Source organism: Serratia sp. N21D137 (assembly GCF_047530005.1).
Classification (GTDB): Bacteria; Pseudomonadota; Gammaproteobacteria; order Enterobacterales; family Enterobacteriaceae; genus Chania; species Chania fonticola_B.
In genome coordinates this window covers 14,461-34,775 of the sequence record NZ_JBLJAJ010000002.1, presented here as the reverse complement: position 1 = coordinate 34,775, position 20,315 = coordinate 14,461, and the positions used below count along the sequence as shown (strand labels likewise).

22 protein-coding genes are annotated in these 20,315 nt (G+C 54.1%); 5 read left to right on the top strand and 17 right to left on the bottom strand.

All coding sequences use genetic code 11. From position 1 onward, the window contains the following. Window positions 1-6 precede the first annotated feature (6 nt). From ACMV5H_RS01950 to hcaE, 7 genes are all read right to left on the bottom strand, one after another. Window positions 7-876, bottom strand: a complete 870-nt coding sequence (locus tag ACMV5H_RS01950; RefSeq protein WP_094981128.1) for an alpha/beta fold hydrolase — start codon at window positions 874-876, stop codon at window positions 7-9. Window positions 877-897: 21 nt separating this feature from the next. Next, a complete protein-coding gene (gene mhpB, locus ACMV5H_RS01945) occupies window positions 898-1,842 on the bottom strand; it encodes a 3-carboxyethylcatechol 2,3-dioxygenase (protein WP_414821376.1) in 945 nt (314 codons plus the stop codon). 172 nt (window positions 1,843-2,014) lie between these two features. Continuing rightward, window positions 2,015-3,214, bottom strand: coding sequence for a 3-phenylpropionate/cinnamic acid dioxygenase ferredoxin--NAD(+) reductase subunit (gene hcaD / locus ACMV5H_RS01940; protein WP_115158738.1), 1,200 nt, complete (start codon window positions 3,212-3,214; stop codon window positions 2,015-2,017). Between the two features lie 8 nt (window positions 3,215-3,222). After that, entirely contained in the window at window positions 3,223-4,035 is an 813-nt protein-coding gene (gene hcaB, locus ACMV5H_RS01935; protein WP_094981131.1) for a 3-phenylpropionate-dihydrodiol/cinnamic acid-dihydrodiol dehydrogenase, read from the bottom strand. Continuing rightward, window positions 4,035-4,352 (bottom strand): 3-phenylpropionate/cinnamic acid dioxygenase ferredoxin subunit, encoded by a 318-nt coding sequence (hcaC, locus tag ACMV5H_RS01930; RefSeq protein ID WP_037375150.1) that lies wholly within the window; start codon window positions 4,350-4,352, stop codon window positions 4,035-4,037. Before hcaC ends, hcaB begins: the two co-directional genes overlap by 1 nt. Next, complete coding sequence (gene hcaF / locus ACMV5H_RS01925; RefSeq protein WP_021805358.1) at window positions 4,352-4,873, bottom strand: 3-phenylpropionate/cinnamic acid dioxygenase subunit beta; 522 nt, start codon at window positions 4,871-4,873, stop codon at window positions 4,352-4,354. The genes hcaC and hcaF overlap by 1 nt, the downstream gene beginning before the upstream one ends. Beyond that, window positions 4,870-6,231, bottom strand: a complete 1,362-nt coding sequence (gene hcaE / locus ACMV5H_RS01920; protein ID WP_115158737.1) for a 3-phenylpropionate/cinnamic acid dioxygenase subunit alpha — start codon at window positions 6,229-6,231, stop codon at window positions 4,870-4,872. Before hcaE ends, hcaF begins: the two co-directional genes overlap by 4 nt. 137 nt (window positions 6,232-6,368) lie before the next feature. Here hcaE and hcaR point away from each other — a divergent pair, with 137 nt between their 5' ends. Next, a complete protein-coding gene (hcaR, locus tag ACMV5H_RS01915) occupies window positions 6,369-7,250 on the top strand; it encodes a DNA-binding transcriptional regulator HcaR (protein WP_115158736.1) in 882 nt (293 codons plus the stop codon). Between the two features lie 65 nt (window positions 7,251-7,315). On the opposite strand, the gene ACMV5H_RS01910 is transcribed toward hcaR, so the two are convergent. Continuing rightward, on the bottom strand, window positions 7,316-8,260 hold the full coding sequence (locus ACMV5H_RS01910; protein ID WP_021805361.1) for a DMT family transporter: 945 nt from the start codon (window positions 8,258-8,260) through the stop codon (window positions 7,316-7,318). A gap of 160 nt (window positions 8,261-8,420) precedes the next feature. Here ACMV5H_RS01910 and ACMV5H_RS01905 point away from each other — a divergent pair, with 160 nt between their 5' ends. After that, window positions 8,421-8,909, top strand: coding sequence for a YbaK/prolyl-tRNA synthetase associated domain-containing protein (locus tag ACMV5H_RS01905; RefSeq protein ID WP_021805362.1), 489 nt, complete (start codon window positions 8,421-8,423; stop codon window positions 8,907-8,909). Between the two features lies 1 nt (window position 8,910). On the opposite strand, the gene ACMV5H_RS01900 is transcribed toward ACMV5H_RS01905, so the two are convergent. The 7 genes from ACMV5H_RS01900 to nrfA are packed head-to-tail and all read right to left on the bottom strand — an operon-like array spanning window position 8,911 to window position 15,216. After that, complete coding sequence (locus ACMV5H_RS01900; RefSeq protein WP_059200111.1) at window positions 8,911-9,492, bottom strand: hypothetical protein; 582 nt, start codon at window positions 9,490-9,492, stop codon at window positions 8,911-8,913. Continuing rightward, on the bottom strand, window positions 9,489-9,875 hold the full coding sequence (locus tag ACMV5H_RS01895; RefSeq protein WP_115158735.1) for a cytochrome c-type biogenesis protein CcmH: 387 nt from the start codon (window positions 9,873-9,875) through the stop codon (window positions 9,489-9,491). Before ACMV5H_RS01895 ends, ACMV5H_RS01900 begins: the two co-directional genes overlap by 4 nt. Continuing rightward, complete coding sequence (gene nrfE / locus ACMV5H_RS01890; RefSeq protein ID WP_115158734.1) at window positions 9,863-11,560, bottom strand: heme lyase NrfEFG subunit NrfE; 1,698 nt, start codon at window positions 11,558-11,560, stop codon at window positions 9,863-9,865. The genes ACMV5H_RS01895 and nrfE overlap by 13 nt, the downstream gene beginning before the upstream one ends. A gap of 31 nt (window positions 11,561-11,591) precedes the next feature. Further along, window positions 11,592-12,548 (bottom strand): cytochrome c nitrite reductase subunit NrfD, encoded by a 957-nt coding sequence (gene nrfD / locus ACMV5H_RS01885; protein ID WP_414821375.1) that lies wholly within the window; start codon window positions 12,546-12,548, stop codon window positions 11,592-11,594. Continuing rightward, on the bottom strand, window positions 12,545-13,216 hold the full coding sequence (gene nrfC, locus ACMV5H_RS01880; RefSeq protein WP_021180036.1) for a cytochrome c nitrite reductase Fe-S protein: 672 nt from the start codon (window positions 13,214-13,216) through the stop codon (window positions 12,545-12,547). Before nrfC ends, nrfD begins: the two co-directional genes overlap by 4 nt. Beyond that, window positions 13,213-13,782, bottom strand: a complete 570-nt coding sequence (gene nrfB / locus ACMV5H_RS01875; protein ID WP_081367049.1) for a cytochrome c nitrite reductase pentaheme subunit — start codon at window positions 13,780-13,782, stop codon at window positions 13,213-13,215. The genes nrfC and nrfB overlap by 4 nt, the downstream gene beginning before the upstream one ends. Window positions 13,783-13,824: 42 nt before the next feature. Further along, window positions 13,825-15,216, bottom strand: coding sequence for an ammonia-forming nitrite reductase cytochrome c552 subunit (nrfA, locus tag ACMV5H_RS01870; protein ID WP_414821449.1), 1,392 nt, complete (start codon window positions 15,214-15,216; stop codon window positions 13,825-13,827). 469 nt (window positions 15,217-15,685) lie between these two features. Here nrfA and ACMV5H_RS01865 point away from each other — a divergent pair, with 469 nt between their 5' ends. The 3 genes from ACMV5H_RS01865 to ACMV5H_RS01855 all read left to right on the top strand — a co-directional run bounded on the left by ACMV5H_RS01865 (window position 15,686) and on the right by ACMV5H_RS01855 (window position 17,996). Continuing rightward, entirely contained in the window at window positions 15,686-16,324 is a 639-nt protein-coding gene (locus ACMV5H_RS01865) for a TetR/AcrR family transcriptional regulator (protein WP_021805370.1), read from the top strand. Between the two features lie 3 nt (window positions 16,325-16,327). Continuing rightward, window positions 16,328-17,122, top strand: a complete 795-nt coding sequence (locus ACMV5H_RS01860; protein WP_414821374.1) for a type II CAAX prenyl endopeptidase Rce1 family protein — start codon at window positions 16,328-16,330, stop codon at window positions 17,120-17,122. Window positions 17,123-17,282: 160 nt separating this feature from the next. Further along, on the top strand, window positions 17,283-17,996 hold the full coding sequence (locus ACMV5H_RS01855) for a MipA/OmpV family protein (protein ID WP_181817515.1): 714 nt from the start codon (window positions 17,283-17,285) through the stop codon (window positions 17,994-17,996). A gap of 189 nt (window positions 17,997-18,185) precedes the next feature. Here the strand turns inward: ACMV5H_RS01855 and ACMV5H_RS01850 are convergent, their stop codons facing one another. Both ACMV5H_RS01850 and ACMV5H_RS01845 read right to left on the bottom strand, forming a co-directional pair. Beyond that, the gene (locus ACMV5H_RS01850; RefSeq protein ID WP_414821373.1) at window positions 18,186-18,953 is read right to left on the bottom strand and encodes an OB-fold protein; all 768 of its coding nucleotides are present in this window, start codon (window positions 18,951-18,953) and stop codon (window positions 18,186-18,188) included. A gap of 293 nt (window positions 18,954-19,246) precedes the next feature. Beyond that, on the bottom strand, window positions 19,247-20,176 hold the full coding sequence (locus tag ACMV5H_RS01845; protein ID WP_021180041.1) for a LysR substrate-binding domain-containing protein: 930 nt from the start codon (window positions 20,174-20,176) through the stop codon (window positions 19,247-19,249). Between the last annotated feature and the right edge of the window lie 139 nt (window positions 20,177-20,315).

Sequence of the window (20,315 nt, the reverse complement as noted above, 5' to 3'; positions counted from 1 at the left end):
CCCTGATTAATGCTTGAGAAAATCCACGACCATGCGGTTAAAGCTGTCGGCATGTTCCCATTGCGCCCAATGCCCACAGTTGCTGAACACATGCAGTTGTGACCCGGCAATGCCCGCCAGCAGGCGCAGCCCGGTATCCATCGGCACAAAACGATCGTTACGCCCCCAGACGATCAGCGTCTGGGCTTTGATTTCACCCAGGCGCGGGCTAAAATCCGGGAACTGCTTCGGATTGACCGACAGGCTCTTGACGAAGTTCTCCAGGTGGTCACGGTGCGCCAGAATATTGTCGAGGCGGGTTTTGAACAGCGCTTCAGTCAGATCGCTGGGATCGTAAACAAAAATGTTCATCATTTTGCGCAGGTTCTCGATGTTTGGCTCACGGTAGAGCCCCTGCAGCAGCTTGATCCCTTCCGTTGGCATCGGCACAAACGGGCTAGCACCACCGGTACCGCCCCCCATCAACACCAGTTTGCCAACGCGCTCAGGCCAGGTCAGGGTAAACGCCACGGCGCTGTGGCCGCCCATCGAGTTCCCCAGCAGATGTACCTGCTCCAGATCCAGCGCGTCCACCAGCCCTTTCAAAATGCGGGCATTGAGATCCGAACGGGAACCGGTACTGACAATAGAATCACTCTTGCTCCAGCCAGGGAAATCCAACAGGATCACGCGATAGCCCGCAGTCACCAGCGGTTGAATATTACGGCTGAAGTTCGCCCAGCCGCTGGCTCCGGGGCCGGAACCGTGCAGCATTACCACTGTTTGTGCACCGCTGCCACAGTCGTTGTAATGGATACGCAGGCTGGCTTCACCCTCTTGGATTTGCACGAAGCGGCTGGTATTTTCTTCAGTAAGGTCAAAAGATTGCGATGTCATGATGGTGTTCCTTTATCGTTATTATTTCCGCGGTGCGGCGCTAATTGAGCCGAACCCGGTGATCCACTCGGGAAGCTCGCGGTAATAGCGCCCCTCGGTCTGATAAGGACCAAACGCCGATAGTGCAGCAAAGGCGGCCATCCAGGCTTTAACCTCATGGGTCGAACGGCCGGCGATCGCCGACAGTTCGTCATTACCCAACCCATCCAGTTCCGCCAACTGTCCGCCGGAAAGAATGTCCATAAACTGGTTGTCCCAGACCGGGTTGAGAGGATGTAAGGTGCTCTGATCCTGCACAAAAGCACGGGCGGCAGAGATAACGCGGTGCTGGCGTAATTGGCGCTCGTCTGCCGGTAATTGGCGGCCACTGCCCAACAGGCGGTCACGCATATGAGCGTCAGCCTCGGCCAACTGAGGTACCGGCGGCTGGTGCGAAAGCCCACCAGAGCCCAGGATCAATACTCGTTTATCCAGGCCACGGGCAAAACGCCCGATAGCTTCACCCAGCAGGCGCGTTCGCTTGAAGCCAGGCAAGGGTGGCGCGACCCCATTGATAAATACCGGCAGCACCGGGTAGTTCGCCAGGCCACCGAGCAAATACTCCAGCGGCTGGGCAAAACCATGATCCACCTGCATGCAGTAGGAAACCGCAACGTCGACCCCCGCATCCAACACCGATTGAGCGCAGGCCTCAGCCAGCTTCGCAGGCACCGGCAGCTCGCCAGCGGCACTGCTGAAGTCACCTATCGCCGTAGCGGCCATACCAATGCAGAACGGCGGCATGATGTCGTAGAAAAAGCCGTTGTAATGATCTGGCGCGAACAGGATCACCAGTTCAGGATCAAATGCCTGGATCCGCTGCCGTGCGTCGGCAATAGTTTTTTCCACTTCGGCCAGCACCGCTGGGGCCGGATCAACGTAGCCCACTAACGGGGAATGAGAGAGACAATGAAGATAAGCGTTCATATCAAGCCACCTTGTTTTTAATCATTAGCGTGTTTAGCGCGGAACGGCTATTCCAGACGGTTCAGGTTCCGGGCGTAAAAGCCCCCCCTCACCCGCTCGCGACACCAGATCAACTCCCTCTCCTGCGTAAGAGAGTGGGGTGAGGAGGGGAGACCGGTTAGCCATGACAGGGCTAAATCAAGCTCTTTAGTGCAACCTGTGGATCAACCAATAGCCTTTCATCTATCTGGCTACCTTGCTGGATCAGCCTGCGAAGATGGCGCATTTCCCGCCCCTGGTTCAGCGTGATGGCCCCCATCAGCCGACCCTCTTGCAACCCAAACCAGATGGCGCTGTGCGCCTCAACGCTGCCGCGCACCAACCAATATTCGCTCTGCATGGCCCCGATAAACTGAATATTGCTGTCGAACTGATCGGTCCAGAACCACACCGGCACCGTGGGCGGTAACGGCTGTTCCAACATGGCACAGGCCGCCACCAGTGCCTGCTGGTTGGCGTTATCCCAGGTCTCCAGGCGGACAAGTTGCTCACCCTGACGGCGTAAGGTGACATCTCCAGCCGCATAAATATTGGCAACCGAAGTACGGCAATGGTCGTCGACAATGATGCCGTTGGCAGTCGCTAACCCTGCCTGGATAGCCAGACGATCGTTGGCTTCAATGCCGATGCCATAAATCACCGCGTCACCCATCAGCCGTTCACCGTCCTGCAACGTCAGCACTACGTTTCCCTGTTCCAGAGCGGCGTGCTCAATCTGGGCATTAAGGCAAAGACGCACCTGATGCTGTTGATGCAGGCTCATCAGATAATCGCGCACCGGCGGTGGAGCATTGCGCCCCATCACCATCGCCGCCTGCTCAATCACCGTCACCTCACAGCCACTCTGCTTCGCACTGGCTGCCAACTCGAGGCCAATGGTGCCGGCACCGACAATCAGGATCCGTTGGTTGGCAGTCAGTGCTTCACGTAACCGCCTGGCATCTGCCGCAGTACGCAAGGTATGCGATTTATCACCCAACGCATCCAGCGATGTGAGCCGTCGAGCCTTGGCCCCGGTCGCCAACAGCAACCGGTCCCACTCCAGTTCTTCACCATCAGCCAGCAGCACCGTGTGCTGTAAGGTATCGATCGCGACAACCTGCGTATTGCGGCGCAGGACAATGGCATTCTCCTCATAGAAGGAAGCAGGCAGAATGTCTTGCAACTGCGGGGTGGGCGACAGCAACATGGCTTTCGACAAAGGGGGACGTTCGTACGGAATTTCCGGCTCTTCGCCGATCAGGGTGATGCCACCGATAAACCGTTGTGCGCGTAGGGCTGCGGCCGCCATAGCTCCGGCCTGACCACCGCCGATAATCACTATCTGTTTCATGTTGGCTCCTATAGCTGCAATCCACCCGCCACGTGGCGAATACCCCGAATGGCCAGGCCCGCATCGGCATTGATCATCACGCCGCTCAACGTCCGGTTGTTACGGCGCGAGGCCAGCATCAGGTAAGGGCCGGTAAAATCTTCCGGCGCAGGGGAAAATTGCAACGGCAAAATGGCGGCAATCTTTTCCGGCGTCAGCGATTGCATAATCGAGGTGTCCTGCTGCCCAAGCGCCTGTGGACCACGCAAGTCACTGGCCATGCCACAAGGCCCGACGCCATTGACCCGAACCTTGGGGGCCAGTTCATAAGCCAACTGACGGATCAGCCCTACGTCAGCATGCTTGCTGGCGGTATACAGCGGGCCGCCGCCGCCGGGATACCAGGCCGCATTGGAAAGCGTGAAGATCATACTGCCGCAGGAGTGGATCAATGCCGGAGCGCTGGCTTTGGCGCCCAACAGATAGCCTTTGACGTTAACGGCAAACAGCTCGTTAAAGCCGGACTCCAACTGCTCCGCCGGTGTCGCCAGCAACGAGGCATTATGATCCCAGATACCGGCATTGCCGATAAAACAGTCCAGACGCCCAAAGCGGGACAGCGCCATCTCCACCGCACGCTGATTATCGGCAAAGGAAGTCACGTCACCCTGCACAGCCACAACCTGCTCGCCAAACTGCTGCTGTAACCGGCTGACCTTTTCCGCTGAACGTTCCAGGGTCGCCACCCTGGCACCCTCCTCGATAAAGCGCGCCACCAGAGCCAGCCCCAAGCCTGAGCCGCCACCGGTTATCAGCACTACGTCATCTTTAAGATCGGACATCAGACGCCCTCCGGTAAATCGATAAACACGGCCCCCTCTAACACGGTGACCTGGTAGGTTTGCAGCGACTCCGTGGCGGGCATGCACAATGCTTTACCGGTCTTCAGGCAAAAGCTGGCCGAGTGCAGTGGGCATTCCACGGTCGCGTCATCCTCGATATAGCCCTCAGACATCGACGCATTGCCGTGGCTGCAACGATCGTTGATCGCGTAATATTCACCGCCCACGTGAAACAACGCGATCGTCGGCTCAGTATCGAGCCGGAGAGCTTCCCCCTCCGGCAACGCCCCAACAGCACAAGCATGGATTCGTTTTATCAGAACAGGATGCTCATGTTGTGGGAGGTGATAACCGCCTGGTCGAGAATGATTTCACGCCCACACAGCCCCCAGCCCTCCTCGGTTGAACGGCGGCGCAGCAGATCGGTACGGGTGCCAACGTAGATGGTTTCGTCACGCTCTTTTTGCGACCGGTAAAGCAGGTAGTTCACCCGCACGGAGAACACATCGGCCTGCGCCGTTTCGCTGATAATGCAGTTGTTGACCATATGCCGAGTGCGGGACGGCGGCTCCTCAGCCCAGGCCATCCCGGTTTCCAGACGGGCGATCCGGCGTTCAAGCTGTGATTTGGTGTCGTTGAAAATCCAGGTGGTCGGCGGTTGAACGCCTTTGCGCCGATCGCGAGTCTGGGCATTAACCCTAGTGCGCATGGTGTAGCTCAAATCATCGTCAAGCAGTTCCAGCCAGGCACGGAACGCCCAGTCATCCAACAGGGCGGCTTCGTGGTAGAGAAACTGGGTAATCTGATGCTGGAGTTCCATAGAGATCGGATGACTCATTTCATCACCTCCTGCTGGTAGGCTGCGGTTTTCTCTTGGACTTCCTGCCAAGTATCGCTGCTCAGCAAATCCGCCCAACGTTGGTACATGCCGCGCGCGGCGGTTTCAGAAAAGATATAGTTGGTAATACCAGGGATACCGTCTTCACGGCGTTTTTCCTGATTCAGCCCCATCTCCAGGCATAATGGATTGTGACGGGCCTGGTGGCCTTTGAGCAGTTTCTGGATCTCAGCCCAGTTTTCCGAATCATCCTGCTCAAGGAAACCGGCAGGGCCAAAGGCTCGAGTGGCGCTATTTTCAAACGCCGCTTTGGTTTCCGGCGAGGCGGCCTTGTCGGCAATGCAGAACGCCCAAACCTCAACCTGATCTGGCCCACGGGGATGCCAGACACGCATAGTGGCGGTGCCATTGAGCCAGGAAAGCGTAGGGAAAATATTGTTATGCCCGGCCAGGCGCAAAGCACGGATCTTGCCCAGACGCTGCTCGGCTTCGGGGTAGCTTTCCCGGTAGTAGCGCGAGACTTCACCATCAACCCACACGTTGGCGTCCGGCTTTTCGGTAAAGAAGAAGCCGCAGCCGTGGCCATCCTGACCGAATTGCACCGCGTCTTTGGCGGTTTCCCACACCGGGCGTGCGGTCTGGTCATTACCCAGTTTTTTATCGCTGCCATCCTGCATGCCGCCCAGTACCTGTACCGCCGAGACATGGCTGAACAGGGCATGATACTGATCGCTGGCGAACTGCTCGGCCGGGAACTTCCAGTTGCAGTTAATTACCCACTTCTGCACGCCACCGACAATTTCGGTGCCGCCTTCCCGCCGATCCAGCAAACCATTCAGATACCAGGCCATATCACCCAGATACTCTTTGAGTGGCGGAGCACTGGTATCCCAGTTGCCAAATATCAGGCCTTTATAGCTTTCGACACCAGGCACTTCCTTCAGCCCCCAATGCGATTTGCACAAGCCTTGTGGATAGGCGCGCGGCTCCAATGGCACCTCAGTCAATTCGCCATTGATGCCATAAGACCAGCCGTGATAAGGGCAGGTAAAAGCACGGGTATTGCCACTGTCCGCGTAGCTGACACGCATCGCGCGATGGCGACATTGGTTGAGAAACGCTTTGATGGAGCCATCTTTCTGACGGATGACGACTACCGCGTCTTCACCCATGTAGGTGTTAAAGAAATCGCCTGGTTTTGGTATTTGGCTTTCATGGGCCAGAAACAGCCAGCAGCGGCCAAATATACGCTCCAGCTCTAATTGATAAATGTCCGGATCGGTATAGATCCGTGGCAGAACTTGCCCATTCCGGGTGTCGATCAGGCTATAAACATCTAATTTTGCGTTGGTGGTCATATTATTTGATCCTCATCCAAGATGATGTATTGACCTTCGTAGGGGTTACGCAAAGGATGTTGCTTTCCAGTTACTATTTTGTGAAATAGTAAAAAACGACCGTACCAGACATTTTTTCTATGATGGGAGAAAAAGGCATGGAGCTAAGACACTTACGTTATTTTGTCGCGGTAGCCGAAGAACTCAATTTCACCCGGGCCGCCGAGAGGCTACATACGTCGCAGCCCTCATTGAGCAGCCAGATAAAAGATCTTGAGGGTTGTGTCGGCGCGCCATTATTAATAAGAAATAATCGTCAGGTTTCGCTAACCCGCGCCGGAGAGGTGTTTTTACATCAGGCGATCAATATTCTTGAATTGTCAGAGCAGGCAAAACAGCTGGCGCGTAAGGCCATGGAGCAACAGGTTCGGCTGATCATTGGCTTTGTACCCTGTGCGGAAGTGAATATCCTGCCCGACGTTCTGCCCCAGTTACGCCTGAGGCTACCGGCGTCCAGTATCGAACTGGTGAGTATCATTACCACTCAGCAAGAAGATAAGTTATTGAAAGGAGAAATTGACGTTGGTTTTATGCGCCGTCCGATTATCAGTAATCAGCTGAACTACCGGGTGGTTTATCGTGAGCCCTTGGTAGTGGTGATGCCCATCGATCACCCACTGAGTAAAGAATCGCAGCTAGAACCGCATCATCTTGATGGCGAAAATTTTATCAGCACCGATCCGGCCCACTCCGGCGCGTTGTACCAGATGGTGACAGCCTATCTCGCCGAGGCCCGGTGCAAGCCCAAGATCGTGCAGGCAGCGACCAATATTCTGGTCACCATGAATCTGGTGGGAATGGGGCTAGGCTTGTCCATTGTGCCGCGCTATGTCAGCCATTTTCAGTCATCGAACGTGGTCTTCCGCCCGCTACCGGCCAGTGCACCACAGATCGAATTATTGATGGCGTGGCACAGAGAGAACAGCAGCCCGGCGCTGGCACAAATGATTGATCTGGTGGAAGAGCAACCTGAGGTTTAGCAGCATCCAGACCTTTTTTCACTTAGTCTCAGAACCCACTACTTGGGCGGGTCTTTGAGAGATTGCTAGGCGACAGCTTCGCGCTTTTCCTTACGCACCACGTTGACCCGCCAGATGCCAAAGCACACCAGCACCAGCGCCACGGCATAACGCCATTCCATGATGCTTTCCTGTAAGAAAATGGCCGACAGCACCGCGCCGGAAACCGGGATCAGGAAGTTGAACGGCGCAATCATGCCCACGCGGTTATATTTCAGCAGCAGGCTCCAGAGCGCAAAAGCGACCGATGACAGCAGCGCCAGATAGCTCAGGATCGCCACCGATGCCCAACCGTGGAACTCTAACCGTCCCCCCGCCAGATATCCCCCTACCGTCAGCATCACGCCGCCGATGGCCAGTTGCCAGCCGGTCATAATAGTCGGATCGACGGTCTGCGAAATGCGTTTGCCATACAGCGTAGCGGCCGAAAGGATAAACGCAGCGATCACCACAAAACCGTCCCCCAGCCAGCTAAAGCTGAAGTCCATCAGTTGACTGTTGAAGTTCACCACCATCACCCCGGCAAAACCCACCACGCAGCCGACGATTTTATTCATGCTAAGACGATCGTTTTTATAAATGAAATGCGCCAGCAACACGCTAAAGAAGGTGCCGGTCGCGTTCATGATCGATCCTTTTACCCCAGTGGTGTAGGCCAGACCGATATAGAAGAAAACGTATTGCAGCGCCGTTTGCGTGCTCCCTAACACCACCAACTGTGAATACTGGTGCCGTGACAAACGGCCGATGGGTTTACCCTGCAAGATGGCAAACAGCAGTAGCAAGGCCCCGGCAATCACAAAGCGGTAACCGGCAAAAACGATCTTGCCGGGGAGATCGTCGGTGGCGATCTGGAAAATGTCATAACCGTTTTTAATCGCCGGGTAGGCACTGCCCCACAGCAAACAGCAGAAAGCCGCACACAGCCAGACGAACTTCGGCTGGGTAAACAACGACAGGTTAGTCTTCACGCCCCTTTCCTTTCAAAAAATTAAAATCCCGTTTCATAATTGCGTATTATCCGTCAAAACAAAAAAATAGCCCGCTGTTTAATCAATAATTTGGCTGATCTCTTCGCCGTCACAACGCGTTATGATAGGGCAGGATAATCAACACTCAGGAGAACATGGCGTGTCTACCGCAACCTTTAGCCGTTTAACTTCCCTTCTTGACCAACACCAAGCCCGCTATCGCGTGGTTGAGCATCCTAAGGCAGGCAAATCCGAAGAAGTCGCCAAGATACGCGGCACCCAGTTGGGGCAAGGGGCGAAAGCGTTGGTGTGCCACGTCAAGGGCAACGGCATCAAGCAGCACGTGCTGGCCATCCTGCCCGCCGACCAACAGGCCGATCTCGGCGCGTTGGCACAGGGTGTTGGCGGGACTCGCGCCTCTCTGGCCAGCCCGGTGGAAGTCGACCAACTGACCGACTGCGTCTTTGGCGCGATCCCGCCGTTCAGCTTCCACCCGGATTTGCTGCTGGTGGCCGACCCGCTGCTGTTTGAGCGCTTTGACGAGTTGGCCTTTAATGCTGGCACGCTGGAGCGTTCGCTGATCCTCAACACTGGGGATTATCAGCGCATTGCTGAGCCTAGACTGGTGAATTTCGTCCGCATGGCGTGATTTATTGTTGGCGCAGTAGCAGCTTGGCCATATTGATGGCCTCAATCAGCTGTGGCCGATTAACCCGTGGTGATTGGCTGTCCAACAGGCGTTGCCACAAGTTTATCGCCTTGGCATATTCCGTATGCAAAAAGGCATCGGCAGCCAGCAGCATCAGCGCCGAGACCTCATCCTTATCCAGTGCCAAGGCCTTTGCTATATTGCTCTCCACCTGTGGGGTAATCCGCTGCCCCGCCTGGTAATAAAGCACCGTTGCCAACGCCGAGTACAGTTCAGCATTCGCCCCCCGCAGAGCCAAAGCCCGCTGATAGGCAACCTGCGCATCGGCAAAATTATCGTTAAACAGATAATATTCTGCCAGCTGCGCCCACAACACGCTGTCTTGCGGTGATTGCTCGATCTGTTGCTGTAACTGCTGTAACTCGCTTTCGGCCTGCTGCTGAGGCGTGAGCGGTTGGACAGGCAAGCTGCGCATATGCTGTTCGGCCAACACGGTGGCCGGGCGGCCGCTGGCCACATACCAACCCGCGGTGAGGCCAAGCACCAGCACGATAAACAGCAGAGGGTAAGAGCGCGATTTCATTCCGCTTTCCTCCGCCGCCATAACACCAGCCCGATCGCCCCTAACATCAGCGGTGGCAGCCCCCAAAGTAACAACGTAGAGGACTCAAAAGCCGGTTGGTAGCGGACAAAGTTGCCGTAGCGTGCCGTCATAAAATTCATGATTTCCGCCTGCGTTTTGCCTTGTTCGGTCATGGCGAACACCTCATGGCGCATGGCGACCGCCGCAGGGGCATTGGACTCCAGCAGGCTCTGATTCTGGCATTGCGGGCAACGGATCTGGCCTGCCACTGCCAGAGCCCGCTCCTGCATTTCCGGCGAGGTGAATGCCCAGGTATCGACGATCTGGGCTGCCAGCGGCAACGTGATGCCCCCCCACAACAACAGAGCGATTAACCAGCGCATGCTTGCCTCCTTTGCCAACCGGTAGCCAACACGCCAATCATCATCAACGCCCCTCCCCACCAGATCCAACGGATGCCGGTCTGCACATAAAAACGCATGGCGTAACGCTGCTCGCCACTTTTTTCACCCATCACCACGTACCAGTCATGGAAAGCGTTCCAGTCGATGCCTGGCTCAAACATCTGTTGGCGGCGGGCGGTGTAAAACCGCCTTTCAGGCGTCAACTGAGCCACAGGCTTGCCTTGCTGGGTAACCTCAATCACCGCCTGTTCACTGGTGAAATTAGCCTGAGCCAGAAGATCTACCGAACTCAGCGTAAATTGGTATCCCGCCAGGCTGACCGTCTCACCCACGGTGACGTTCAGGCTGATTTCATGGCGTTGCAGCGCCGAACTGGCGATGCCTAATGCCGTCAGCAGCACTCCGGCATGAGCGATCCACTGGGCGTAGCGCCGCCGCCTAAATCCGCCGTAACACATCAACACCAAGCCCAGCAGCCCAAACGGCAGCAGCACCAGATTGAAATAAGGCGCGCCGACCGAGATCTGCCCCCATCCCATCATCCGATAAAGCATCGGGTACAAAGTGCCCACCAGCACGATCAGGGCTGCGGAACTGAGCAGCAACAACGCGCCTAACAATGCAGGTTTCACCGGGGACGTTACGGCTTTCCCCCGGTTGGCCCGCAAGGCATAGATCAAAAACGACGATCCACTAAGAAAGGCAAACAGGATAAACAGCGGTAATGCGCGCTGCTCATCCAGCGCAAAGGCGTGCACTGAAACCAGGATGCCTGAACGCACAATCAGGGTGCCCAACAGGCTGAGAACAAAGGTGCCCAACGTCAGCAATAGCGACCAATGCCGCAATCCTCCAGTACGCTGGCCGACCGCTAAACTGTGTAACAAAGCGGTCGCGGTCAGCCAAGGGAGCAGCGAAGCATTCTCCACCGGATCCCAGAACCACCAGCCGCCCCAGCCCAGTTCGCTGTAAGCCCACCAGGACCCCAAAATGATCCCTGCGGTAAGGAAGCACCAGGCCGGTTTGGCCCAGCGCAGGCACTGCCCGGCAATCTCGGCGCTAAACTCCCCTTGCAGCAAAGCAGCCAGCATCAGAGCACTGCAGGTGGCAAACCCGGCATAGCCCAAATAGAGCAGCGGAGGGTGCAGGATCAGGCCGATATGTTGCAGCATCGGATTCAGATCGCGCCCTTGAACCGCGGCGGGGAAGAGTCGAACGAAAGGATCGGAGAAGAACAGGATAAAAAGCAGAAAACAGCCGACGATCAACGCCAGAATGGCCAGCGTGAGCGGCTGTAGTGAGCATAGTGATTTGGGGCTGAACAAGGCAAAGCAGGCAGACCAACCGGCCAGGCACAGCAACCAGAGCAGCAGCGAGCCTTCATGCCCACCCCACAGCGCCCCGGCCTTCATCAGCGGTGGCAACTGGCTGTGACCATGTTGGGCTACGTACATGACCGAGAAGTCATTACTCAAAAACAGCTGTAGCAGAATGGCGAAAGACAGTGCGATTAACACAAAAATGCTCAGGTTCCAGCCACGCGCTGGCAACAGCCCACCCCAACGGCGATCCATCAACGTCAACAGCGTGATGCCAGCCAGCAGCAGCGACGCCGTGCAGGCCAGCAATAACGCAATAAATCCCAGCTCGGGTAACCACAACACATCTACCGCCTTATTCTGCTACAACATGCCTTCAAGCTACTGTCATCTGCCCGGCATACAGAATGAAATAACGCAGCAACAGCACGCCACACAGGCTGGCGCCGCTGATCAACAGGATATGGAAACGCGCTTTCCCCCAGCCCAAGGCCTTCAGCAGCAATGGCATAATCAGCCCACAGCCGACGACGCCTAACCAGAACCACCAGGACCACCAGGACCAGAACCCACCGCCAAGCGCGGCCGACAAGGCACGGAGCTTGCCGTCATCCCCCAGCCACAGGCCGATGAAGAACGCCGCCAGCAGGAAGATCTCCAGCCACACCACCGGCGTCTCCAGGCGATGCAGGAAATGCACTTCCCGGCTGTGCAGATGACCTTTAGGGCCGAAGGCCGCCACCAGCAGTGCCACCGCGATCCCGGACGAAACGCCCGAGAACAGGAACAGCACCGGTAACAACGGGTTATTCAGCATCGGGTACGACTTCAGCGCCGAAAGCAGGAAGCCGGTATAAGCCCCCAACAGCACCGCCAACACCAGCATCACCGTTTCTATTGGCCGCAACAACGGCAGCAAGCGCTGCAGTAGGCGCGGGATCAGCGCCAACTTTGGCAACCAACGCTGTTGTAGCGCCGCCACCTCGTCACGGAAAATCAGCGCCAACCAGACCACCAGCACCACCATGTAGACCTGGAACAGCATCACCCCCATCGACATCACCGAGGTGAAGCTATAGTGGAACATCAGTTTCCAGAAGGTCCACGGACGGGTCAGATGGAAAATCAGGATCACCAGCCCAAGCATGACCGAGGTTGGCGCGACAAACAACGTGGTCAACATTACCCGGCTGTTAGAGGCCCCCTCCTCTGGATGATAGCGGCGCAACAGGATAGCCAGGGTGACCAGACCGGCGGAGATGCCGATCAGGAACAGGTAAATCGCAATGGGCCAGTCCCAGACCAGAGAGTCAAAATGAAAGGCAGAAGTCATTGACTTGTCTCCCCATATTTAAACGGCACGCGATACATTTTGGGCCGTGTCCCTAACGCTATCTTGTAGCGATAAGTGGTCTTTTGCTGCAACAGACGCGAAATATCACTGTGCGGATCGTCGAGATTGCCAAAGGTTAATGCCTTGGTGGGGCACGACAATACACAGGCTGGCTGCTTGCCCTGACGCAGGTTGGTCTTGCGGCAAAAATCGCATTTATCCGCCGTTTTGCTCACCGGATGAATAAAGCGTACCCGGTAAGGGCACGCAGCGATGCAGTATTGGCAACCGACACAGAGATCCGGGTTGACGTCGACAATGCCGCTGGCGGCATCGATAAACGAGGCCCCGGTTGGGCAGACATGCACGCAGGGAGCGTCATCGCAATGCTGGCACGAATGGCGGAAAAACCGGTACTTCACGTCCGGAAATTGGCCTATCGGTTCGCTACGAACGATCTCCAGGCGTGAAACGCCCACCGGCACCTGATTGACTTCGCGGCAGGCATCGATACAGGCGGTACAGCCGATGCAACGCGACTCATCGTGGATCATGCCGTAACGGATGCCATTGACGTTCATGGTGCGCGCCAGCAGCTTTTCCGCCAGGGTCGAGCCAGCCGCCAACACGCCAATACCTACGATAAAACGGCGCCGTGAGCAGCTCATGGCTGCCCCTTATCCAGCCTTACGGACGCTGGATTAAACGCGGGATCATCCTGTTGTTGACGGTGGCAGTCCACGCAGAGCTTGATGCGCCCCTTGTCGTTCAGCCCTTGTACCTTATCTTGCTGCGGGTGCAACGTATGGCAGCTGGCGCAGCTCACCTTGGCCAAATGTACATCATGTGGCCAGAAGGCTTTTTGCAACGTCTCCGGCAAGTGGCAAGACATGCAAACGCTGTTTTGCTGTTCCACGCCGAACATTGGCTCGTTGAAACGCATCACATCCTTCACGCCCTCACGGTGATGCAGCGAAGGTGAGCCGTGACAGTTGGTGCAGGTCAGCGGCAATTTGTTATTCGGGTTAATGGCTCCCGCATGTTTACCGTGCATCGCATTCTGTTGCGGCTTATGGCAGCGCAGGCAGGCCTCATCCGGATTACGTTGCAAGGTGACTTCCGCCGATTTCTGTTGAACCGCGGGGCTGTCGGTCTGGGCCGATACCGGTAATACTGTCAGCCAAAGGCTACAGGCAAGCACCCCGGTAGTTAATAACGAACGCAGTACGCTCATATTGACTCCATTTGTTTACGCCCCACACACGGGGCGGAGGGGTTATTTGCCTAACAGCCCGGTTTTACGTGCCTGTTCTTCCCACTGCGGTACCACCGTCCTGAGGAATTCCTGCTTTTCGGCGTTCAGCTGCGGCATGTCCATACCCAGCGCCAACTGTGCCTTTTCCTTGGTGGAGATGTCCGGCAGCTTGACTTCGGTGGTGATGCCCTTGGTCGCTAACAGACGGATCAACTGAGTACGAGCCTGTGCCGCCTGATCGAGCGCGGTGCCCAAAATGCGCAATGCAACTTCTGGCGCATGCATTTGAATACCGTGGGAAGCGATGGCAAAGTCCCAACGCCACTGTGCATGACGGATATGGGTCAAGATAGGCTTCATCTCGGCTTCGGTCGCTCCGGCATCCCAGGCCGCTTTCGCTTCAAAGTGCGCGTGAACCAGTTGGTCTTCTACCTTCAGCTTGATCTCGTTGATATCCTGCTTACGTTTTTCGACCACCGCCTGCATGCTGGCTTTATCCTGGGTGTGGCAGTTCTTACAGGTTTGTTCGAAGTTATCGAACGGGTTGCCAATTTTGTGATCGGTATAGATCTTGCCTTGGGCGTTTTGCACTTTCGGCATATGGCAGTCGATACAGGTGACGTTGTTCTTGCCATGAATACCCGCGCTCCAGGTTTCATATTCAGGATGTTGGGCTTTTAGCATTGGCGTCTTGGACAGCGGGTTGGTCCAGTCGGAGAATTCGATATTGTCGTAATACACTTCCATGTCATCGACCGTGGTGCCCTTGTCCCAGGGGAATTTCACCGCTTTGTCTTTTCCATCAAAGTAATACTCAACGTGGCACTGCCCACACACCATGGATTGCTGATCGAAGCGGCCGGCCTTGTCAAACGGCTTACCTATCGTTTCCATGGCACGAGCCGCGTAAGGGCGGGAAAGGTGTAGCGCAGGTTTACCAGCGGCAAAATCAGCGGAAGCGGTATTGTGGCAATCCGCACAGCCGAGGTTATTGACGATTTCCGGCCCGCCACGCGCCCATTTACCGTGGAAGTAGGCCGCTTCGCCCTGCTCGGCGATCACCCTGGCAACATCCGGGCTTTTGCAGCTCCAGCAGGCCATTGGCAACGGCCCATCTTCTGCCGTTTTCGGTGCACCGGTACGCAAGGATTCACGAATATCCGTGATGGCATAGGCGTGACCACGCGGTTTGTTGTAATCCTTGGCAAACGGGTACCCGGCCCAGAGAATGACCAGGCGCGGGTCGCCGGCCAAAGCATCTACCCGATCGGACTGCTCAGAGGTCGCCTGCCAGGACTTATATTGGTCAGGGTGAGGTGCAGAGAAGGTTTCATTCTTGGCTTCAACCTTCTGCGGCGTGGCGGCAGGTGTCGTATCTGCCTGTGCCGAGAAAGAGAGAAAAACCGCGTACATCCCTGCCAGAAATAGCATCAATAACTTGCTTACCTTATTCATAAGCATCCCATCCATTTTGCCTGCTTGAGAGCAGTGCTTTTATTAGTCGTTAAGTTCTTGTTAGAACAGATTTTCGCCATTACACCGTGCGTAGGGATACCATAGACCACACAAAAAATGTTGTCTTTGGTCAAGTTCCGGCAGGTTGTTCAGTTGTTGATTGAATTTTGCGAGGCAGCGCAAACTCGAACTAACTCTAATGAGTTATTGAAAGATAAGGGGTTGGATGGGGAAACAAAATGATGACACGTACTCGATGTTACTCCTCCCCCCCCAAAAAAGGAGAGGGACGAGTTCGGATCGGTAGTCAGAATCTGCGGCATGTTGCCCCTGGCCATCGCGTGCAAAAAAACCGCATTTTTTAATTGACTGACCGTCAGTCAATTACTACCGTAGCGCTAATCCATACAAAAAAGAGGGATTTAATATGGTACGTACAGTGAAAACACCAGAGGTGCGCCGGGCTGAAATTTTGCAGGCGGCAAGCGAGCTGTTTCAGGAAATCGGTTATGAGTCGACCTCTGTTGATTCCATCGTCCGCAGCGCAGGTATAGCCAAGGGGACATTTTATTACTACTTCAAATCCAAAGATGAAGTCCTGGCAGCGCTGGCACAGCAACTGTGTGCCGAGATGGTTACCCGCTCACAAATCATTGCTGACGATCCGCAACTGGGGGCGATTGAAAAGTTCTGCGCCATCATAGCCTCGCAGAATCAAACCGTAGAAGCCGGGCAGGCTTTGGTTGAGGACTTACACCGCCCAGAGAACCGCGCATTGCATGAGCGCAGCAATATTGAAACGGTGTTGGCATTTGGGCCGATCCTGGCAGCAGTGGTGGAGCAAGGAAACCAGGAAGGCGTTTTTCAGGTTGATGATCCGCTATCGACGGTGCAGTTCATTCTCGCCGGTTCGCTGTTCCTGTTCGGCCACCAGATGTTTAGCTGGACGCCAGAAGAGCAAGCCGCACGTATGCAGGCCATGTTGTTGCTGATTGAGCGCGCCTTCGGTGCCGTTGCCGGGTCTTTTGCCGCCGTATTAGGAGCCAGTATCCAAGGAGGGGAATAAGCTATGATCCCGGTGATCCGTTATTCTCCGTTACGCTTTTTTGGTCTGGTTTTTGCGTTTTCATGGTTACCGTGGGCCATAGCAGCCTATCTGAGCCATTCGCCGGATAGACAGCAGTCGTCGCTCTTCGTGGCTCTGCTGGGATTACTTGGCCCAGCCCTGGCAACAGGGGTGATGATATGGACGGCCCAAGACCGGCGGTTGTGGAGGGATATTCGCAGCAGAGTATTTTCTTTGGCAGGGATAACGCTGGGCCGCACGCTAACCCTATTGGGGTTAATTCTGCTGCCGTTACTGACGGCCATTTGGCTGTCAGTGCGGCTAGGTTTGGATACCAGCCAGTTTGCTTTTTCCAGCGGTTTTCTGCCCATGCTACCGCTGGCACTGATCGCCTCAATACTGGAGGAACTAGGCTGGCGCGGTTATGGCGTCGATAGCCTGAGGAGCCGTTGGCCAATGCTGTTGCCCACCTCGTTGATATTTTTTGGGCTATGGGCACTCTGGCATTTACCCTTATTCTTTATTGCAGACACCTATCAGCATCGACTATGGCAGGCCGGGGGAATATACGTTACCAACTTTTTTATCAGCATATTTCCTGCCGCCGTGCTGGCCAATTGGTTCTACTATCGTTGTCAGCGTAGCATTCCGGCAGCCATTTTATTTCACTTTACCCTGGTGATGGCGGCAGAGCTTATGCAGGTTGCACCGCTGACCAAATGTATCTGGACGGCCCTATTATTGTTGATTGCCACTTTACTTATTGCCATTGAACAGGAGCTATTTTTCAAAGAGTAAGTAACATTACTTCATTAACACCTTAATAAGAATAAAATTTCAGTTGTCAGCTTTTTAGCGGCTGATGGCAACCTTTTGACCTAAATCTGGAATATCTATCATGATGGAATATAATATTATATCTGTTCGTAAGCCACTTTTCTCAGTTAATGCCCTATCGATGTCGGCCATATTATTAACGGGCAATGCCTATGCTGGCGACTGGTCGGTAGGCGCTGGCGTTCTGGCAGAACAGTTACCCTATCGCGACTATGACGCACAATATATACCGCTACCGATTGTGACTTATCAAGGAGAGCAGTTTTTTATTAATAGCCAAGGGATCGGCATTAATCTATTGCGTTCAGAAAAGCACAATCTGCATTTGGCAGTTAACTACTCCCCGCTAAGCTTTAAGCCTGCGGATAGCGACGATCCGGCGATGAAGAAGCTGGATAAGCGGCGAGCGACCGCCATGGCGGGCATCGGCTATCAATATCATGCCGATTGGGGGAGCCTCAACGCTGACATTGCAACAGACGTGCTGGGCTATAGCGATGGGGTGATTGCCGATGTCGGCTATCAGTATCGCTTCCAGTTTGGCAAATTGCAGTTGGTACCTGGTTTCGGCATGCGCTGGCAGAACCGCGCCTTCAATAATTACTATTTTGGTATCAACGAAGGGGAATCACAGCGCAGCGGGATGCCACAATACCGGGCGAAAAGTGGCGTCACATCTTACATTTCTCTCGCCAGCTATTATGCCTTTAATAACGACTGGCAGCTGTTCCTGATGGGATTTAATGAGCAGATGAGCGACACGGTGAAAGATAGCCCGATGACCGACCGTGATTATAGTATCAATGCCGTGGCCGGTGTTTTATATAGTTTCTGATAACCCCCCCCTTAAGTACCTGCTTCAATTTAAGGGAAAAACCGAGCTCGCCATAACAAACTGCACCTTAAGCGGTTAATAATCCACTATGAGGTGCAGTTTGCTGGTCAGCCGAGCCGTTTTGAATAGTCACCAGCAGAGCGCTGATGACGGTAATGCCGGTGGTGTGAAAGAAGGCATAAGGCACATTTAGTTAATTTCTGGTAGCAGCAGTAAGTCTTGGTACTGCTGCTTATTTTTAGCTACTATTTCCATCACTTTCGCGCTATAGTCACTTTGTTCTTTTCCATTATCATCCTCAACTAATCCAGACACCCTCTTACATTCACTCCGGGATTTTAAACATGCAGGCCCAAGTCGATGCTCATATATTTTATAGGTATATAATATCGTAAGTTCAGTCAAGGACTGTGGCGCATAATTATTTTCTGATGCGCGATCGATATTTTTATTTATTTTTTTAACAACCTTTTCAACAAATTCCGATGAAAATTCACAACGACCTAATACTGGCCCATTCGACTTAAGACCCTCACCGTAACAGATAAAATCTATTTCACTGCCTTTTTTTAGATATTGCATCTTGTCATCTTTTTTATTAGCATAGAGATAAATGGCACTATTATTTTCACCATTGGCAACAATGACTGTTCTACCACTAGAGTCGGATTTTATAGCGCTGGCAACCGTTTTAATCCTGACCAGACCATCCTTGTATTTTTCATCAGATACCAACTCATTGTTTTGATAGTCAACAATTAATTGGTTTGCCGTTGTGTCCACGATGGACTGCCCAATAACAGCTTCTCCTCCCTTAAGATATGCAGCAGAATCATCATCCATCGAAAAGCGGCTAAACGCATTTAATCCAGCTTGATTTGCTGGTTTTAATGTCACTACATTCTGAGCGAAAACGCTACTACTTGCCAGCACCAATAATACAATCAGTTTTTTCATCCTTTAAGGCCCTTAATTGATTTTGAATGACGCAGCCCAGCTGCCGGTTAACGCTACTAATGAAAATACCAAACAGGCTGCGGCTATTAGTATGATCTTCACTTCTTCTATCTCCGCATTAAAATTTGGCATTATGTTAGCATCTGTTGATACAGAAATCAGTTGCCCTTATCTCGTTTTTTGCGGCGCATAGGTTGGGTGAGTATAACTTGGGCATTAATTTGATTTTTAAAATTAAAAGACCACCGTCGGCGTTTACCTTCTCACGAGCCAAATTGAGTAAGCTCCCAGCATCACTCCCGATAAAGCAAATCCCCATAAATCCCAGTCAGCACCCCACCCGGAGCAAACTGCTTTTTGATCCACTGGGTCACCTGCCCGGTTGCCGCATGCTGTGTCGCGAGCAACATGCTGGAATCCTGCCGTGGGTTATGAATGGCGCGGGTCGCCAATAGCCCTTCCGCTACCGGCTCACGCGCCATATATTCCGGCAAGAAACCAATCCCCTCCCCTAAAATCTGGCATTGGCACTTGGTGTTAAAGTCCGGCACCAGGATTGCTTCCTGCCCGTGCAGCAACCAGCCCACCTTCTTGTTGATGGTATGCGCGGTGTCTTCTACCATGATGTTGGGATAAAGCCGTAGCTGGCTCTCAGAGATCGGCTCTGGCATAAACGCCAAGGGATGATCGGGCGCAATGGCGAACACCCAACGGATGGCGCCGATTTCGGTGTAATCAATGCCGCCGCCGTCCAGTAACGTATCCGGTGCGCCAATGGCGATATTGGCCTGGTTGTTGATGATGGAATCCCAGACGCCGTTGTATACCTCGGTGGTCACCGTGATATGGCAGGTGGGGAATTGCTTCTTCAGCACCTGTAACAACCGAGCGGTATGCCGTGGGGTATAGAGCAACTGATTGATACAGATGCGCACACGCGCCTCTATGCCCTGAGAGATGGTATCAATACCGCGCTTGATGGCATGGAAGTCGTTGAGCAGGTCGGTCGCTTTACGGTAGAAGTAAAAACCGGACTCGGTGAGTTCGATGCTGCGCGTGCTGCGGTTAAACAGCACGACGTCCAGCCCGGTTTCCATCCGTTTGATGGTATAGCTGATGGCCGAAGTCGTCAGATCCAGCTCTTTGGCCGCCTTGCTGAAGCTGCCAAAACGCGCCGTGGTGGTAAATGCCAATAGGTTTTCTTCGGTAAAAATAGAATTCATGACTCCTCCTCCCCCCTGGGCGCATTGTTGAATGTATTTGTAAATCCTATGACACGCAACCAGTATTGAACAAAATTTAACACTGCCATTACAACTGATTTGAAGACAATCACACTTCTGATTATTAGTTTGGAGCCTG

Bases quoted from the DNA above. Each gene is read 5' to 3' on its own strand.
- ACMV5H_RS01950 (WP_094981128.1), bottom strand. From the start codon at position 876: ATGACATCGCAATCTTTTGACCTTACTGAAGAAAATACCAGCCGCTTC.
- mhpB (WP_414821376.1), bottom strand. From the start codon at position 1,842: ATGAACGCTTATCTTCATTGTCTCTCTCATTCCCCGTTAGTGGGCTAC.
- hcaD (WP_115158738.1), bottom strand. From the start codon at position 3,214: ATGAAACAGATAGTGATTATCGGCGGTGGTCAGGCCGGAGCTATGGCG.
- hcaB (WP_094981131.1), bottom strand. From the start codon at position 4,035: ATGTCCGATCTTAAAGATGACGTAGTGCTGATAACCGGTGGCGGCTCA.
- hcaF (WP_021805358.1), bottom strand. From the start codon at position 4,873: ATGAGTCATCCGATCTCTATGGAACTCCAGCATCAGATTACCCAGTTT.
- hcaE (WP_115158737.1), bottom strand. From the start codon at position 6,231: ATGACCACCAACGCAAAATTAGATGTTTATAGCCTGATCGACACCCGG.
- hcaR (WP_115158736.1), top strand. From the start codon at position 6,369: ATGGAGCTAAGACACTTACGTTATTTTGTCGCGGTAGCCGAAGAACTC.
- ACMV5H_RS01900 (WP_059200111.1), bottom strand. From the start codon at position 9,492: ATGAAATCGCGCTCTTACCCTCTGCTGTTTATCGTGCTGGTGCTTGGC.
- ACMV5H_RS01895 (WP_115158735.1), bottom strand. From the start codon at position 9,875: ATGCGCTGGTTAATCGCTCTGTTGTTGTGGGGGGGCATCACGTTGCCG.
- nrfD (WP_414821375.1), bottom strand. From the start codon at position 12,548: ATGACTTCTGCCTTTCATTTTGACTCTCTGGTCTGGGACTGGCCCATT.
- nrfC (WP_021180036.1), bottom strand. From the start codon at position 13,216: ATGAGCTGCTCACGGCGCCGTTTTATCGTAGGTATTGGCGTGTTGGCG.
- nrfB (WP_081367049.1), bottom strand. From the start codon at position 13,782: ATGAGCGTACTGCGTTCGTTATTAACTACCGGGGTGCTTGCCTGTAGC.
- nrfA (WP_414821449.1), bottom strand. From the start codon at position 15,216: ATGTACGCGGTTTTTCTCTCTTTCTCGGCACAGGCAGATACGACACCT.
- ACMV5H_RS01865 (WP_021805370.1), top strand. From the start codon at position 15,686: ATGGTACGTACAGTGAAAACACCAGAGGTGCGCCGGGCTGAAATTTTG.
- ACMV5H_RS01860 (WP_414821374.1), top strand. From the start codon at position 16,328: ATGATCCCGGTGATCCGTTATTCTCCGTTACGCTTTTTTGGTCTGGTT.
- ACMV5H_RS01855 (WP_181817515.1), top strand. From the start codon at position 17,283: ATGTCGGCCATATTATTAACGGGCAATGCCTATGCTGGCGACTGGTCG.
- ACMV5H_RS01850 (WP_414821373.1), bottom strand. From the start codon at position 18,953: ATGAAAAAACTGATTGTATTATTGGTGCTGGCAAGTAGTAGCGTTTTC.
- ACMV5H_RS01845 (WP_021180041.1), bottom strand. From the start codon at position 20,176: ATGAATTCTATTTTTACCGAAGAAAACCTATTGGCATTTACCACCACG.